Raw genomic sequence first — 14,530 nt, 5'->3', positions numbered from 1 at the left:
TTATGCTGACGGAGCAAGAGGTCCACTATTTTAAGACGTTCGGATTTCTGATTCTTCGGCAGGTGTTTGATCAGGACGAGTTGAAGACGATTAACGAGGAGTTCGAGCATGCTCTGACAGCGGCGTATCGACACGCGCCTTTTGACGGTACGCGTCGGCATTGGGTGCCTATGCTGGGACCGGATACGCCCTTTTTTGCGGGTTTGCTGGAAGATCTCAGGTTTTGCAGGGTGGCAGAGCAGCTCTACGGGGAGGATGTGTTTGGCGTGGCTTGCGATGCCAATCGCTATGTGGGCGATACACAGTGGCATCCGGATACGCGGAGTCCTCACCAGTATGGCGTTAAGTTCGCTTTTTATCTCAAGCCAGTAGATGCACAAAGCGGCGCGTTGCGCGTGTTACCGGGGTCACATATATGTCCTTTTCACGATGAGTTGCGACAGGCGCGAGAAGCGTCTCGCCTGGATCTCGACGAGGTACCGGCTTTTGTGTGTGCGTCAGAGCCGGGAGATGTGGTGGCTTTTGACCTGCGGCTCTGGCATGCGAGTCTTGGTGGTGGTGTCGATCGCCGGATGTGTACGGCTGTCTATTACAATAATCCCAAGACTGCTGAGGAAGAGCGCGTGACGCGGGAGCAGGGGAGGTCGAATGCGGATACTGCGGTCAGATTTGATCGCCCTGCAGAGCCGATCCATCCGCCGCACTGGCTGGCAAATGTCCACGGAGATCCGAGGCGCCAGCGCTGGATTGACCGAATGAGAGTGCTTGAGTTTTTAGATTAGGAGAAATTGCGATGTCTCAAACAGCGATCTGGTCCCCTGTTGAGGGTACGGTTGATGAGATTCTCGCGCAGGTTCCGCGGCCGTTCGATGCGATGATGGCGAGCGATATTCCCGCTGTTATCGTGCGTCGCGCGTTTCCGTCGGATCACTGTGCGGCGCTTATTGAGCGGTTTTACGAGCGCGGTTTGCTCTACGATCCGCGCAAGGTGGGTGATGGTAGTCCTCGGCGGGTCGATATCGGTACGAGTCTGGGTCACCACGGGAATGATCCAGATGCTTTTTACGAACATTCTCGTCAGACGCATGATCTTTTCTCGTATTTGTTTGATGGGTATGAGGATCCCGTGAAGACGCTGTATGACGCGCTTGCCAGGATGTTGCCGGATAAGCGGGTTATGACGGCTCGGAGCGTTGATGGTCGTCTTTACGGTCCCTCTATTTTTAGAACTTATCACGAGGGTGTGGGGCATTACCCGCATTACGATTCCGTGTCCAAGCGTTCCAAGCGCTACAATTTTACGGTTTCCCGGTTCAGACATCAGTTTGCGGGTGTGCTGTGTTTTCAGAATAGTGAGGATCGGGGGGATAGCGGTGAGGGGGTCCTGTACAGGGCGCCTATGTCGCCGGCGTTTCAACGCCCTCTGGAGGAGAGGCGGTTTCGCGAATACGCAGAGGAGGAGGGTATTGCGCGCGTGCAGGTCAATCTGGACCCGGGGGATCTCTACTTTTTTTATTCGGAGACGATTCACGAAGTTCCTTTTGTCGCAGGCTCTCAACCCCGCGTTGTGCTGGCGTCGTTTATTGGTATGTCTGAGGATGACCCCGAGGTTTATTTGTGGTCTTAGAGGTCGTTTTTTCACTTTTATGTTTGGATTTTTCCTATGAATCAACCTCCTGAATCTTTTGTTCACGTCTATGAAGATCGCCTTCTGGATTTTGCTGCGGCTTGTTTTGAGAAGGCGGGGCTTGAGACCGATCACGCGCGGGTTATCAGCCGCCTGCTGGTCAATAGCGATCTGCGAGGTGTTCGCAGCCACGGTACGCGGACTGTGAATGGCTATTGCAAGAGTTTTGAAAATGGGAGTCTCAATCCGCGTCCCAATGTGCGGGTGATCGGTGAGACGCCGACGTGTGCTGTTATTGATGGGGATGGTACGGTGGGGTATCTCCCAATGGTGCGCGCGGCAGAGCACGCGATTCGCAAAGCTCAAGAGTTGGGTATGGGTATGGGGCTGGCGCGGCATGTGGGGCATATTGGTTCGGCGGGTCATTATGCGCGGATGTGTTCCGAGGCTGGGTGTATTGGTTTTTGCGTGCAGGGCAGGCAGCAGGGCAATGCAAAGAGGGATGGCAGGGGACCGCTTCTCGGCTATTTTGGCAATCCTCCAATATGTTTTGCGATTCCCTCTGGGGATGAGCCTCCGATTGTTCTGGATGCGGCGACCTGTATTTTGGCAGATTACCAGCGGGGTCCGGAGTTTGAGGCTTTGTTCGAGATGATTCCAGCGGCGTTTTTTAAGAGTATTGGGTACACGGCGGTGGCTTCGATTATGGGGGGTGGATTGGCGGGGACCGGTCTTCCGTCTTCTCATGAGATGAAGGAGAAATGGCCCTCGTCAGGTGCGGGTGGTTGTGTTCTTGCGATCCGCGTTGATCAGGCGGTTTCCGAGGAGGATTTCCGGGCTGAGTCAGATCACATGGTGAGAACGGTGCGCGAGACGTACGAGCCGATGCCGGGACATGACCGCGCGTTGTTGCCGGGTGCGATTGAGGAAGAGCGCATGGCGCTCCACCGCGCCGAGGGTATTCGCTATGGCGAGATGGAACAGGAGAACGCGCGCGAGGTTAGCGCACGCCTAAGGGTTCCGCTTCCCTGGGATTGATGGGGAAAAGCTAAAAATATATGAAGCTAAGAAACTGAAGAAATACCATAGCAATGGCTTACGCTGTTCACAGGTGTTCATCAGCAGAACGAGAACAGAAAGTTAAAAAAACAGTTCCGCACTACATTCCCATCGCCAATGAAATGGATATTTTCTTTAAAAGCAATTAGATGAGGGGTATGCATGAATTGGCCAAGTTGGTGGGAATGGGACTTGGGTTTTACAGCGCATGTGGAAGTTCGGATGGAGGAGCGAGATTTTTCTGAGATCGAACTGCGGATAATGCTTGATAGTGCTTCAAAATTGGTCCCTGCACGTCGTCTTGGTCGTTGGCTTATTCATACACGCCATGCTGGACATCCCTGGGTTGTAGTCGTTGAGCCAGATTTGGACGACAAAATTCTTATGATTGTAACCGCATATCCTGAAGAGGTACATCCATGAAAACTGTTTCTCTACAAATCACATATCGCAAGGGCAAACCATTTGCTGCCTATATTTATCTTTCTCATCGGTGCGGACAGAAAAGTGTACGCACCGAAGCGATAACAGAAGACCTGCTCATAGACTATGCTCAAGATGGTACGCCTCTTGGAATTGAGATTGTCTCGCCCGGAATTGTGAGTATAGATGAGATACAGGGGATATTTGATCGTCTGGGGCTTGGCAGAGTGGAACCCGTAGAGTTGGAGCCGCTCAATGCAGCATAACTGTGCGGCAGTGATGCTGTTCCAATTATAAAATAATAAAAGCCCTATAGCTTATTGCTCTGGGGCTTTTTTTATCGGGCTTTCAATAAAAAGCCGAATCATACACATTGACATAGAGAGGATCGGAACGTATTTTGGCATTCAAAGCACTATCGCAGTTCTAACTTCACAAATTGGAGGTTACCATGTATATCGGAACACAGGTGGCTTGTCGGAATGACACGGATATCGAGGTTCTCGCGCAACTCGGGGTTTTTAATGTCGATCAAACACCGGAGGGACCCTGGGCGGAGTGGAGTGCCGATGCGATTAAGTCCATGCGCGATCGGTATGATAAATACGGCATCAATCTCGAGATGATTCACATTCCGCTGGGTTCAAGCAATGCTTTTCAAAACGAGGCTGGCGCAATTTTCCTGGGTCCAAGCGATGAGCGTGATCGCGCTATTGAGCGGATGTGCGAGACGGTTAAAATGGCGGCGGAAGCGGGGTTGCGCGGGCTGAATTACAATATCACGATTTTGGGGCATATGCGGACAGAGCCGCGATACGGACGCGGGGGCGCGAGGTTGTCGTCGTTTGAGTACGACAAGTTGGACCAGTCTCTGGGCGAGTTTGAAGGCGGTGCTGCGGATGAAGACGAGATGTGGGCGCGCATCGATCACTGGTTGCAGAATATTATGCCCGTGGCGGAGGAGTACAAAATTCAGATGGCGTGTCATCCCTCGGATCCGGGTATTGGATATGGGACGACGTATCGAGGGGTCGCGCGCGTGCTCGGTATGGTGGATGGTTTTAAGAAGTTTATCGATTTGTACGATAGTCCGTATAATGGATTGAATTTTTGCCTGGGCTGTATGTCCGAGAGTCTGGAAGATCCCAGTGCGGACGCCTATGATGTGATCCGTTATTTTGGAGAGCGCAAGAAGATTTTCAATGTGCATTTCCGCAATATCAAGGGCGGGCTTGGCAATTTTGTCGAGGTGTTTCCCGATGAGGGCGATGTGGATATGCTGAAGGCTTTGCGGACGTTCAAAGAAGTCGGCTATGAATATATGATTATGCCCGATCACGTTCCGGGTATTTCCGGTCCCGAATCGAGGCAGGTCGGTTTTGCGTACACGTATGGATATATCCACGCGCTGATGCAAGCGGTTAATGAAGAGTAATCGTAGGGGACGGTCTCTGTGCCGTTCCCAGCAATCCCCTTATTCAGTCCACCATCAATCCCAAATTCTATGTCCGCATCTCCAGAACCGCGCCTTCCCAAATCAGAAACCGCTGAAGGCTCTTCCGTTATTACCAAACGATCCCTCCTGATTGGGCTGGGTATGGCCATGCTTATGCCCCTGTGGCCGACCTATACCAGTTTTGTGGTGAATTCAACGCGGGCTGACCATTCGCATCTTTCGATGGCGATGCTCATTCCTTTTGTGGGGCTTCTGATTCTGAACGCTTTTCTCGAGCGGCGCGGTATCGGTTTTTCTCCGACGGAATTGCTCACGGTTTGCTGTATCGGTTTTGTCGCATCTACTATGCAGGGCGAGTGGCTCACGGTGTGGTTTTTACAGATGCTGACGATGCCGGCGTATTACGCGTCGCCAGAGAATCGGTTCGATGAGTTGCTTTTGCCGTACATGCCGAGTTGGACGACGATTACCGACCGCGATGCGGTGCGCGGATTTTACGAGGGGCAAGTGCCCGGTACAGCGTTTCCGTGGGGCGAGTGGTTTTCGGTGCTTTTCTGGTGGGGTGCGCTGATTGCGAGTATTTTGGCGATTCACCTGTGTCTGAGCGTTTTGTTGCGGAAACAGTGGATGGAATACGAGCGGCTGTCTTTTCCGGTCGCTACGGCGTTGCTGGAACTCACCGGTGTTTCGGGTACGACGGGTACGCTGAGGACGCTTGTGCGCAATCGCCTGTTTCAATGGGGGTTTGGCCTTACGTTTGCCATTATTGCGTGGAATGTGTTTACGTGGTTCACGGTCAATTTGCCGATGTTTCCGTTTTTGGCAGGGCGATATGGGCGGAATGTGATTTCGGTTGCGCCGGGCTTTCCGAGTATTGTTACCACGTTTGTGTTGCTCACGTTTTGTCTGGGGTATTTTACCAAGCTGGAGGTGCTCTTCAGCCTGTGGTTTTTCCATGTGGTTCAGATCTGTGTGGTGGGGCTGTTCAACCGCTTTGGCCTGGATTTGGGTCCGAACGATCCGTGGAGTTCGAGCCATCCGGCGATTGGCTGGATGACATTTGGGGGGATGGCCGTTTTTGTCGGCTGGGGGTTCTGGATTGCGCGGTCTCATTTTCGAGATATTTTTCGCAAGGCGTTTTTGCGCGATGAAAGTGTAGATGATTCCGAAGAGATTATGTCCTATCGCACGGCTGTCTGGCTTTTGCTGGCGTGTTGCGGTTTTGTTTTTCTCTGGCTTTGGCGCGCGGGTATGGGAGCGGAGACGATTCTCGCATGGTCATTTGCGATGCTCGTTTTGTTTGTGGGGATGTCCCGCATTGTGGTGGAGAGCGGTCTGGTCTATCTTCGGGTGCCTCTCACGGCGCCGGGGTTTACATGGCATGCCGTCGGTGTTGGGAATATGGGGCCTGCTGGCGCTTCTATTTTGACGCTTACGATGAGTCTCGTGGCGGATGGGAAGACGTTTGCGACGACGCAGATGGCGCATGTTCCGCGGTTGAGCATGGCGATGGCAAAGCGCAGCCGCAAAGCCGTGGCGCCGACTGTGCTCATCGGCTGTTTGCTCGGTGCGGCGGTGGTTATCATATTCGTCATATACCAGGGGTATTACGGTATTGGCAGTGCCAATTTTGGCCGGACGACTTTTAAGGGGATTGGATCTCTCAATGGGGCGGGTTTTAGCCGTCTGGCTGTGTCCCGAATTCAGGGCGATGTGCTGTTTACGGACTGGAATCGCTTTTTGTTTATGGGTATTGGCGGCATTTTTACAGGTACGCTCTACTTTCTGCGGTATCGCTTCCCGGGTTTTCCAATCCATCCCATTGGTTTTACGATCTGTGGCATGGTCGAGATGCAGGATAATTCTTTTAGTATTTTCCTGATGTGGGGTGTGAAGACGATTATTATGAAGTTGGGCGGTTTGGAGCGCTATCGGCGCTATGCACCCTTTTTCCTGGGTATGATTATGGGCTATATCGCGGGTGTTTTTCTGGGTGTTTTTGTCGATGTTTTCTGGTTTCCCGGAGAGGGGCACGAGATTCATTGCGATCCATGATCGCGGGGTGAGAGAATGAAGATTACGGATGTTAAGACCTATACTGCTGGGCAGGATGGCAGAAATTTTTTGTTTTGCAGGGTTTTTACGGATGAGGGGATCTATGGCGTGGGAGAGGCGACTGCATGGCCGAGTATTCAGACGGAGATTCACCACAAGGCGAGTTTGATTATTGGCGAGGATCCCTTTAATATCGAGCGGTTGTGGAGCAAGATGTTTTTGCAAACCCACGGGATGTCGGGCGTTGTGGGCGCGGGTGCGATTTCGGCGATTGAGACGGCGCTGTGGGATATTAAGGGGAAGGCGTTTAATATGCCGGTCTGGCAATTGCTGGGCGGTCGGATGCGCGAGCGGTTGCGGGTGTACACGCACGCGAATACGGCCGAGCACGCCAGGGAACTCGTGGATCAAGGCTTTACGGGTCTCAAGATGGGGGGGATAGAGCACTGTATCCGCGATATTACGGCGATTCGCAATGAGGTGGGAGACGATGTCGATATTATGGTCGATTTGCACGGGATGCCGTGGATGACGACGCGCGATGCGATTTCTATGGGGCGCAGATTGGAAGAGTTCGGGGTGTTTTTTTACGAGGAACCGGTCGCGCCCGAGAATGTGGAGGCGCTTGCGCGCGTGTCCGAAGCGATCAATATCCCCCTTGCTGCCGGGGAACGAGTCGCCTATGTCTTCGGTGCGCGCGAGCTTATTGAGCGCGAGATTGTGGATGTTATTCAGCCGGATGCCGGGCGGTTCGGGGGGCTGGCTCAGATGAAGAAGCTCGCGGGTATGGCCGAGGCACACTATATCCAGTTTGCGCCGCACGATGGGTCGCTGGGTCCAGTGGGGGAGGTCGCGTCTATCCATTTGTGTGCGACGCTGCCAAATTTTTTGATCTGGGAGCACCGAACGGGCGATGTTCAGGCGCGGTATGAGGTGATGGCTCCGCAACCGGAAGTGGTCGATAGTTATATCGCAATTCCCGAGGGTCCGGGCCTCGGTGTTGATCTGGTGGATGAAGAGATCGAGAGATATGCCTGCGAATTACTGGGTGGGCGTTCGTCCTATGCGGAGGATAATACGTACGACAGTCAGTACGTCTATGCGCGGTTTCCCCGAAAGCGATGGTTGGGGTAGGGAATCCCAAATCGGGAAAAGGGTTTACAGCTTGCGCCGTTATTTGTTATTATTGTAGGTCACTGCTATCAATATTGCGATGCCGACCCTAAATTTGAATGGTTGATGAGGGATTCAGAAGGATATACGAACAAGGAGATCACTATGGGAGCTTCTTCATTTGAATTTACACCTGCACAGAAGGCCATGCTCGAGGAGATTTCTCAAAGAACCGGGGAAGGTATAGACAGTCTGATTGATCGTGCCTTGGCAAATTTGCAGGATGAGAAAAGTAGCATGGATGAAACGGATTACCTGCTTGCCTCACCAAATAACGCTACTCATCTTCGAGAGGCATTAGAGGATTTTCAAAACGGTCAACGCAATTTTACTTCTCATGACTTAATCGAAGAATGAGAAATATCAGTTTCCATGCTGGTGCTTGGGAAGATTATCTCTACTGGTATCAGACTAACAAAAGTACGTTTAAGAAAATCAACTCGCTTATTCGCGATTCTCAACGCCACCCATTTGAAGGACTTGGCAAACCCGAACCTCTAAAGCATGATTTTCGGGGATGTTGGTCCCGTCGTATTACGCGCGAACATCGTCTCGTCTATCGCGTAGAATCAGACGCCCTCTTTATTTTCTCTTGTCGATATCACTACTAATCAAAAGCCTATAGTTTCGTTCATGCATTTTCCTTTTGTTACTCAAATTTCCATGACGGTCTGCGCCTGGATTCGGTCCCAGTCGATTTTTCGCCCGAGTCCGGGCGTTTGTGGGACGTACATGTAGCCATCTCTGACTTCTGTCGTTTCTTCGATCAAGCCAGCAAAGGCCGACGCGAGGGATCTGTCTGCACCCGTGGGTGGCCAGGCTGAGACTTCCCACCAGTCGTCGTTTCGGACCGCGGCTACGACATGGGGATTTCCCCCGTGGCAGTTTAGTCCAAACATTTCCGCGAGGTTGGCCAATTTCATCTGTCCGGTGATTCCCAGTCCTGTTTGGCGCACGATGTCGATGGCGTCGATTGACAGGTACGGTGCGGCGAGATAGGGGTTGCCCTGGATGGATTCCAATGCCATTACTGGAAGGTCGATTGCGTCTGAGAGTCGCTTCAGGCCGTTGATGTCGAATTCCTGCAGGGGTTCTTCGATCCAGAGATAATTCAGTTCTTCGAGTCCGCGTCCGACTACGATTGCATCTTCGACAGAGTATTGTTGTACCGGGTCGTGCATGAGCACCATGTCGTCGCCGACGAGGTCCCGGAGGTCTTTGGCGAGCGCGAGGTTGGTCTTCACGCCGAGCATGGAGTGGTCTTTGAAGCCTTTGTATCCTTCGTCAACAGCCCGTTGGGCGGATTTCAGGGTGTCTTCGTAGGGTATGCCGGTTTCGGTGAGGTACGCGGGGACGCGATTCCGAAAGCCGCCGAGCAATTTGTGGACGGGTAATTGTGCGTGAAGGCCCGCCAGATCCCAGAGGAGGGAGTCGATGAGGGCGAGCGGGGCGGTGGATGCCATGTGGAAATACCGCCGCGCCATCCACATTTTGTGCCACATATACTCCCGGTCCAGGGCGTCTGTGCCTGTGATTTCCGGTTCCCACTGTACTTTGAATGTGCGCGCCGCCCATTCGAGGTCTTCCTGTGCCCAGCCTGTGGAAAAAATACCGCAGGTTTCCAGGTTTGCATCTGTGCGGATGCGAAGCAGGGTGAGGTAAGCCGGTCTTTTTGTGAGCTGAATCCCCTCGCCTTGAAAGAGCCGATGACCAAATCGCACTTTGTGCGCGCCGGGATATTCCCGCATGGTGCGCAATGGTCGCCATTCCGGGGTTACGGGTTCGCTTTTCAGGATCAGAAAGTCGATTGCTTCAATTTTCATGGCGTTATCCTCCTATTTTCCAACTGAGCCGAAATATACGGCAAAATGTCCGACGCCGTCGAGTTTGAGTGCCCGATTTAATTCGTCGTCGTTGAATGCCGCACTGGTGCAGGCGCGGCAGTTTACAGCCATGGCGCCCAGGTACAGGTTCTGTCCCACATGGCCGGCATCGAGGTGGATGTAGCGATATCCCCGGTCGCCGTAGCGCCAGGTCATTCGCGCGGCTACTGTTGTCCATAAGAATGTGGCGGCACTTGTCTGGATCAGTTCGGGTTGCAAGGTGGTGTTGGCAATTCTTTCGCCAATTTCGTCTGATTGGTCGATTATTCCCAGTTTGTGTCCCATAGATAGGTATCGATATAACCCGCGGTCCAATCCTTCCACGTTGTTCGTTACGATATAGGTTTCAAATGCGTGGCGCGCACCTGCCGATGGTACGGTGCGAAATGTTTCGCCCTGTTCAAATTCTTTTACGCCCTGCGTTGCCCAGAGTAAGTAGGTTAGCTCATTCAGTGTGATGGGTTCATCGAAGAATACCCGCTCGCTTTTGCGCTCGTCTATGGCCTGGCGCAGGTCGATTTGCGTTGTTTCGATCTGCGCGGGTTCGGGTAGGTCTATTGTTTCGCCCTGGTAATGCAATTCGGGCATGGGCGGTGGTTCTCTGCGCGCCTGCCCGGTTGGGCCTAAATTTTTAAACTGTGTGCGCCGCATAAATTCCGGTCCCGCTTGTGGTCGTCGTTTGCGTTTTGCCATTTAATTTTCCTTCCCGTGTGCGCCTATTGCTTTTAGGGCTTCTGTGCCCAGGCGATCTTCGAGTTGTTTTAAGTACAGACTGCGCGGAACTACTTTTTGTCCGTGCGATTCCCAGTATCCATCTTCGCGTCTGTACCGACCGTTTCGTTTCTCGCCGATGCAGCCGATGGCGTAATTTTGCGATGTTGGGGGTTTTTGTAAGATAAAGCTCTCTGCTTCGCAATTCCACAATACTTTTTGCGCGCCTGCCCAGCCGTGGCCGGTGCCCGAACTTTGCCGGTCCTGTACGTTGATGGCGTTGCCGTTTACGATTACGTTGTCAAATAGGGTGCAGACAGACCAGCGGTGATGGGGTCCGGTGTCGGAGTGCGCGATGTCCGCTACGCAATCTACAAATGCATTTGGTCCTGGTACGCGGGCGTGTAGTACATAATCGTGACGACCGCGTCGGGTATAACACCGTTGTACGAGGGATAACTGTCCGTGGATGGGGAAGGAGTAGCGCCGCGATCCGGTGATTTTTGATACGGGGTCGAGGCACTGACTATCCTGTACGGTCATCCATTTTGCCTGGTTGCCAATGGTTACACACGCATAGCCAAAGTGGATCGATGTGATGTCGCGCGCCCAGGCATTTTGCACATAGGAGAATACGACGAAGTTCCAGGCGTGGTCTTCGTCGATATATTCGTTTTCCCGCCGAGGATCCTTTTTTTCTCTATCAAATTCCGATACGCCGCGCAAGTTTTCGATGCCGACCTGTTCAATGCGCCCGGGATATTCGTATTTGTAAATCGATCCGCCGCCGTATTCGCGTTCTATCGCGTTGCCCATGGGCGCGTCGATTGTTATCTGGTTGCCTTTTATGGCGGTTATGGTGCGGTCAAAGTGGAAGTCGTAGGAGCCGGGTTTCCATTGCCTAACGTCGGGGTGTTTCATTTCGATGCGGTCCATGCCTATGGTTGCGATCCACTTTGCGCTGCTGGGTCGATGTACGATGATGTTATCGCCGACTGAAAAATCCGAAGCATCTTTTATAGAAAATATTTTTGCGCCTACTGGGACATAGTTATCTACAATTGCCTGTCGCGTGTTTTCTATTTCTCGCGGTCTGCGTCCCTGACCTTTAAATTCGATCAATGTGCGCTTTCCTTTTCCCGTTGCGATCAATACTGTGCCGTTTTCATCTGCGCCTTCGCCTCGGAGTACGACGCCGCTTGCCCGAATGTGCAGGGTTCCGCCAATTCGATATTTTCCGCGTTTGAGTAATAAGGTTCCGCGAAATCCATTGGCGTCCGGTGCGCGTGCAGATAGGTCGTCAATTGCCGCTTGCAATCGCGCTGTGTCGTCTCCTTCGGCCTGGGGTTGAACGGTTAATACGACGGGTACATCTGGCAGTGCCACACCACCACCCATGTACCCGCAGTGCGAGAAGTCCGGGATTATATTGCCCTTTTCATCCGGTACATAGACCAGTCGGCCATCAGGTCCCGGATATACCAATTTGCTGTGGTTTCCTTCTGCCCACGCGGTTGTGGTGCAGGTGAGAAATACGCACAGTACGACGATAAAGCTCAGTAGATCAATCATGTGGTCTCCTTTTTACGCGATGTCCGCGTATCGCGGCAGTGTGTCTATAAAGCGATATGCGTTGTTTTTTCTATCGATCATATAGCAATAATGTTGCAGGCCATTCGTCACAATGAGGTAGGTGGCCTGTACGACTGTATTGTATCGCCCAATCTGGTCAAAGACCTGTTGGGTGATTTTTATTTCGGGGGCTTTGCATTCTGCCATTAACAGTGCTTTTCCTTTTGCGTTATATACGAGTACATCGGCGCGGCACTGCATGCCCTGAAATACAAATCCGGTTTCGATTGCGGTGCGTCCCTGCGGGTAGCCCAATCCTTCGATTAAGTATCGCACAAAATTCTGACGCACCCATTCTTCGGGGGTTAATACCACGTATTTTTGACGGAGGGGGTCTAAGATCATTTCGCTTCCGTCGCGGGTTATGATGTCATAAGTGGATGAGGTTGGGAAATTTAGTTTTTGCATGGTTATTCCCTCAATGCCACGACGGGCGCGAGTGAGGCGGCTTTGCGGGCGGGCAAGAGGGCGAATGCGAAGCACAGGCCTATAGATGCGAGAGATATGTATGCAAAATCAATGGCGAGCATTTTTACGGGCAGTGCCTGGATGATGTAAATTTGACCGGGGAGTTTGATCCATTCAAAGGTCTGTTGCGACCAGCACAGGAGATAGCCTATCGCGTTGCCAAAGACGACGCCTGTCAGGCCAACGCCCAGGCCCTTGAGTGTGAAGATTTTGCCAATTGCACGCGGTGTTGCGCCCATTGCTTTTAATATGCCGATGTCGCGCTGTCTGTCGCCTACTGTCATGGTTAAGATGCTGACGATATTGAATCCGGCTACCATTACGATGAGACACAGTACCAGGGAGCTAAACCATTTTTCCAGGCGGATGGATGCGTACAGGTTGCGGTGCGTGTCCATCCAGGTTATGACGTCAAAATTTGTTCCTGTGGGAAGGGTGGGTGCGATGTGATGTGCTTCAAATGGCTCGGTGAGTCGAATCTGGATGCCCGAGATCTGATTGCGCCATCCCAGGTCGCGTTGTGCCGCATCGAGTGATACAAATGCGAGTGCGGAGTCGAGTTCTTCCAGTCCGGTGTGAAAGATGGCGGTTACTTTGTAGGGCCATAATTGCGGTTGTTGTCCCATTAAGACTTCTTTGGGTACCAATCCCAGCATGATTTCGGTGCCGATTACTGCGCCGAGCCGGTCTGCGAGTACGCGACCAATGGCCGTGCCATATACTTTGGCGCGTCTGGTAGAGCGCGCGTCCTGATCGGGGTCGGGTGGTTGAATGTTCAGGTCGAGGTCGCCTGCCCATAAGTACGCTTTGAGGTCTGTAATTTTTGCCAATTGTGCGGCGTCTATTCCCCGCACGGCTATGCCAGCCTGGATCATTTCGCCACCAGGGGGTCGCCGGAGCGCAAATCCTTCGGTCGATATAAAAGGTGCTGCTGCGCGCACAGAGGCCAATTTTTCTAATTGTTCGATTTGCTCCCCGTTAGGCGACATGGGCTGTGCATGGGGTTTTTGTACGATGATATGCGGGCTTACGCTCAACAGGCTGTCCCACAATAATGCCGAGAAGCCGTTGAAAACAGATAGGACAATTACGAGGGCGGCAACGCCAATGGTTACGCCTGCAATAGCTATGGCCGCAGTCAGCGATATCTGACGCTGTCTGCGCATGGCGCGCATATATCGCCGCGCAATGAAGTATTCGTAGGTGTTATTCATATCTGATCGCTTCTACGGGGTCCAGTGTTGCCGCTCGTTTTGCGGGCCAGCGGGCAAATACGAGGCATAGCAATAATGCGAGTGCAGAGGTCATCGCGAAGTCCAGTATGTTTATGGTTACGGGGAGGGCGTTGATGAAGTAAATGTCGCCGGAGAGCGATATGGGTGCATAGATCTTTTGTATCCAGCACAGGCTTCCGCCCAATATGTTGCCGAATAACACGCCGCTCGCGCCGATTATCAGTCCTTCTCGGGAAAAAATTCGGGCGATGCTTTTGGGTGCTGCCCCCATTGCTTTTAAGATTCCTATTTCGCGTCTGCGCTCATTTACGGCCATGGTTAGTATGCTGATGATGTTGAATCCCGCGACTATTACGATTAAGCTCAAGACGACAAAGCTCGCCCATTTTTGCAACCAGATCCACGCGTACAGATTGCCCTGGGCATACATCCACGATGTGGGAAACAGATCGGCATGCGTTGCTACCAGTGTCTCTCGCAGTTCAACGCTGACGCGGTCGGCTTCAAATGCATTGACGAGGCGCACTTGAATACCGGTCGCCAGGTCGCCCCATTGCAGGTCCCGTTGTGCGGCTGCGAGGGATACGTAGATTAGTGAGGCGTCAAATTCGTAAAATCCCGTTTCAAAAATGCCGGTTATTACATATTGGCGAAGGGGAGGCATGTGGGCTGTGGTGAGGTCTTTGGGGGCGGTCAGCAGGCGAATTTTTGATCCGATGGAGGCACCCAGTTTTTCGGCGAGTGTTTTGCCAATTGCGATTCCAAAGGTGTTGTTTTCAATGCGCGTCAATTCCATTTTGCCGTCGGT

The 14,530-nt window shown here is 52.5% G+C and carries 16 protein-coding genes; 10 read left to right on the top strand and 6 right to left on the bottom strand.

Annotated features, from left to right (window positions below; translation table 11 throughout):
* Nucleotides 1-2 precede the first annotated feature (2 nt).
* From OXH16_12045 to OXH16_12000, 10 genes are all read left to right on the top strand, one after another.
* On the top strand, nucleotides 3-782 hold the full coding sequence (locus OXH16_12045) for a phytanoyl-CoA dioxygenase family protein (GenBank protein MCY3682123.1): 780 nt from the start codon (nucleotides 3-5) through the stop codon (nucleotides 780-782).
* An 11-nt stretch (nucleotides 783-793) separates the two neighbouring features.
* Nucleotides 794-1,627 (top strand): hypothetical protein, encoded by an 834-nt coding sequence (locus OXH16_12040; GenBank protein ID MCY3682122.1) that lies wholly within the window; start codon nucleotides 794-796, stop codon nucleotides 1,625-1,627.
* A 36-nt stretch (nucleotides 1,628-1,663) separates the two neighbouring features.
* Nucleotides 1,664-2,665 carry an Ldh family oxidoreductase gene (locus tag OXH16_12035; protein ID MCY3682121.1) on the top strand — a complete coding sequence of 334 codons (1,002 nt, stop codon included), beginning with the start codon at nucleotides 1,664-1,666 and terminating at the stop codon, nucleotides 2,663-2,665.
* 183 nt (nucleotides 2,666-2,848) lie between these two features.
* Nucleotides 2,849-3,109 carry a DUF4258 domain-containing protein gene (locus OXH16_12030; protein ID MCY3682120.1) on the top strand — a complete coding sequence of 87 codons (261 nt, stop codon included), beginning with the start codon at nucleotides 2,849-2,851 and terminating at the stop codon, nucleotides 3,107-3,109.
* Nucleotides 3,106-3,375 (top strand): DUF2283 domain-containing protein, encoded by a 270-nt coding sequence (locus OXH16_12025; GenBank protein MCY3682119.1) that lies wholly within the window; start codon nucleotides 3,106-3,108, stop codon nucleotides 3,373-3,375. The genes OXH16_12030 and OXH16_12025 overlap by 4 nt, the downstream gene beginning before the upstream one ends.
* A gap of 185 nt (nucleotides 3,376-3,560) precedes the next feature.
* Entirely contained in the window at nucleotides 3,561-4,544 is a 984-nt protein-coding gene (locus OXH16_12020) for a mannonate dehydratase (protein MCY3682118.1), read from the top strand.
* Nucleotides 4,545-4,562: 18 nt separating this feature from the next.
* Nucleotides 4,563-6,620 carry a hypothetical protein gene (locus OXH16_12015; protein MCY3682117.1) on the top strand — a complete coding sequence of 686 codons (2,058 nt, stop codon included), beginning with the start codon at nucleotides 4,563-4,565 and terminating at the stop codon, nucleotides 6,618-6,620.
* 15 nt (nucleotides 6,621-6,635) lie between these two features.
* Entirely contained in the window at nucleotides 6,636-7,754 is a 1,119-nt protein-coding gene (locus OXH16_12010) for a mandelate racemase/muconate lactonizing enzyme family protein (protein ID MCY3682116.1), read from the top strand.
* Nucleotides 7,755-7,898: 144 nt separating this feature from the next.
* A complete protein-coding gene (locus OXH16_12005; GenBank protein ID MCY3682115.1) occupies nucleotides 7,899-8,150 on the top strand; it encodes a hypothetical protein in 252 nt (83 codons plus the stop codon).
* Nucleotides 8,147-8,404 (top strand): Txe/YoeB family addiction module toxin, encoded by a 258-nt coding sequence (locus tag OXH16_12000; GenBank protein MCY3682114.1) that lies wholly within the window; start codon nucleotides 8,147-8,149, stop codon nucleotides 8,402-8,404. The genes OXH16_12005 and OXH16_12000 overlap by 4 nt, the downstream gene beginning before the upstream one ends.
* A gap of 42 nt (nucleotides 8,405-8,446) precedes the next feature.
* Here the strand turns inward: OXH16_12000 and OXH16_11995 are convergent, their stop codons facing one another.
* From OXH16_11995 to OXH16_11970, 6 genes are all read right to left on the bottom strand, one after another.
* Nucleotides 8,447-9,616: a hypothetical protein gene (locus OXH16_11995; protein ID MCY3682113.1), complete on the bottom strand. Its 1,170-nt coding sequence runs from the start codon at nucleotides 9,614-9,616 to the stop codon at nucleotides 8,447-8,449.
* Nucleotides 9,617-9,628: 12 nt separating this feature from the next.
* A complete protein-coding gene (locus OXH16_11990) occupies nucleotides 9,629-10,369 on the bottom strand; it encodes a SagB/ThcOx family dehydrogenase (protein MCY3682112.1) in 741 nt (246 codons plus the stop codon).
* Nucleotides 10,370-11,959, bottom strand: coding sequence for a hypothetical protein (locus OXH16_11985; GenBank protein ID MCY3682111.1), 1,590 nt, complete (start codon nucleotides 11,957-11,959; stop codon nucleotides 10,370-10,372). It abuts the gene before it with no gap.
* A gap of 12 nt (nucleotides 11,960-11,971) precedes the next feature.
* Nucleotides 11,972-12,427: a type I restriction enzyme HsdR N-terminal domain-containing protein gene (locus tag OXH16_11980; protein ID MCY3682110.1), complete on the bottom strand. Its 456-nt coding sequence runs from the start codon at nucleotides 12,425-12,427 to the stop codon at nucleotides 11,972-11,974.
* Between the two features lie 2 nt (nucleotides 12,428-12,429).
* On the bottom strand, nucleotides 12,430-13,701 hold the full coding sequence (locus tag OXH16_11975; protein MCY3682109.1) for an ABC transporter permease: 1,272 nt from the start codon (nucleotides 13,699-13,701) through the stop codon (nucleotides 12,430-12,432).
* The coding region (locus OXH16_11970) for an ABC transporter permease (GenBank protein MCY3682108.1) at nucleotides 13,694-14,530 on the bottom strand (837 nt) is incomplete at its 5' end. The genes OXH16_11975 and OXH16_11970, both read right to left, overlap by 8 nt.

The sequence above is a fragment of the Gemmatimonadota bacterium genome (assembly GCA_026705765.1).
Taxonomy (GTDB): domain Bacteria; phylum Latescibacterota; class UBA2968; order UBA2968; family UBA2968; genus VXRD01.
Note: the sequence above shows the minus strand (reverse complement) of the source record. Positions and strands in the feature narration are given on the sequence as shown.

What these genes read in the sequence shown, in the direction of transcription:
- OXH16_12045 (MCY3682123.1), top strand. Translation starts at nt 3, where the DNA reads ATGCTGACGGAGCAAGAGGTCCACTATTTTAAGACGTTCGGATTTCTG.
- OXH16_12040 (MCY3682122.1), top strand. Translation starts at nt 794, where the DNA reads ATGTCTCAAACAGCGATCTGGTCCCCTGTTGAGGGTACGGTTGATGAG.
- OXH16_12035 (MCY3682121.1), top strand. Translation starts at nt 1,664, where the DNA reads ATGAATCAACCTCCTGAATCTTTTGTTCACGTCTATGAAGATCGCCTT.
- OXH16_12030 (MCY3682120.1), top strand. Translation starts at nt 2,849, where the DNA reads ATGAATTGGCCAAGTTGGTGGGAATGGGACTTGGGTTTTACAGCGCAT.
- OXH16_12025 (MCY3682119.1), top strand. Translation starts at nt 3,106, where the DNA reads ATGAAAACTGTTTCTCTACAAATCACATATCGCAAGGGCAAACCATTT.
- OXH16_12020 (MCY3682118.1), top strand. Translation starts at nt 3,561, where the DNA reads ATGTATATCGGAACACAGGTGGCTTGTCGGAATGACACGGATATCGAG.
- OXH16_12010 (MCY3682116.1), top strand. Translation starts at nt 6,636, where the DNA reads ATGAAGATTACGGATGTTAAGACCTATACTGCTGGGCAGGATGGCAGA.
- OXH16_12005 (MCY3682115.1), top strand. Translation starts at nt 7,899, where the DNA reads ATGGGAGCTTCTTCATTTGAATTTACACCTGCACAGAAGGCCATGCTC.
- OXH16_12000 (MCY3682114.1), top strand. Translation starts at nt 8,147, where the DNA reads ATGAGAAATATCAGTTTCCATGCTGGTGCTTGGGAAGATTATCTCTAC.
- OXH16_11995 (MCY3682113.1), bottom strand. Translation starts at nt 9,616, where the DNA reads ATGAAAATTGAAGCAATCGACTTTCTGATCCTGAAAAGCGAACCCGTA.
- OXH16_11990 (MCY3682112.1), bottom strand. Translation starts at nt 10,369, where the DNA reads ATGGCAAAACGCAAACGACGACCACAAGCGGGACCGGAATTTATGCGG.
- OXH16_11985 (MCY3682111.1), bottom strand. Translation starts at nt 11,959, where the DNA reads ATGATTGATCTACTGAGCTTTATCGTCGTACTGTGCGTATTTCTCACC.
- OXH16_11980 (MCY3682110.1), bottom strand. Translation starts at nt 12,427, where the DNA reads ATGCAAAAACTAAATTTCCCAACCTCATCCACTTATGACATCATAACC.
- OXH16_11975 (MCY3682109.1), bottom strand. Translation starts at nt 13,701, where the DNA reads ATGAATAACACCTACGAATACTTCATTGCGCGGCGATATATGCGCGCC.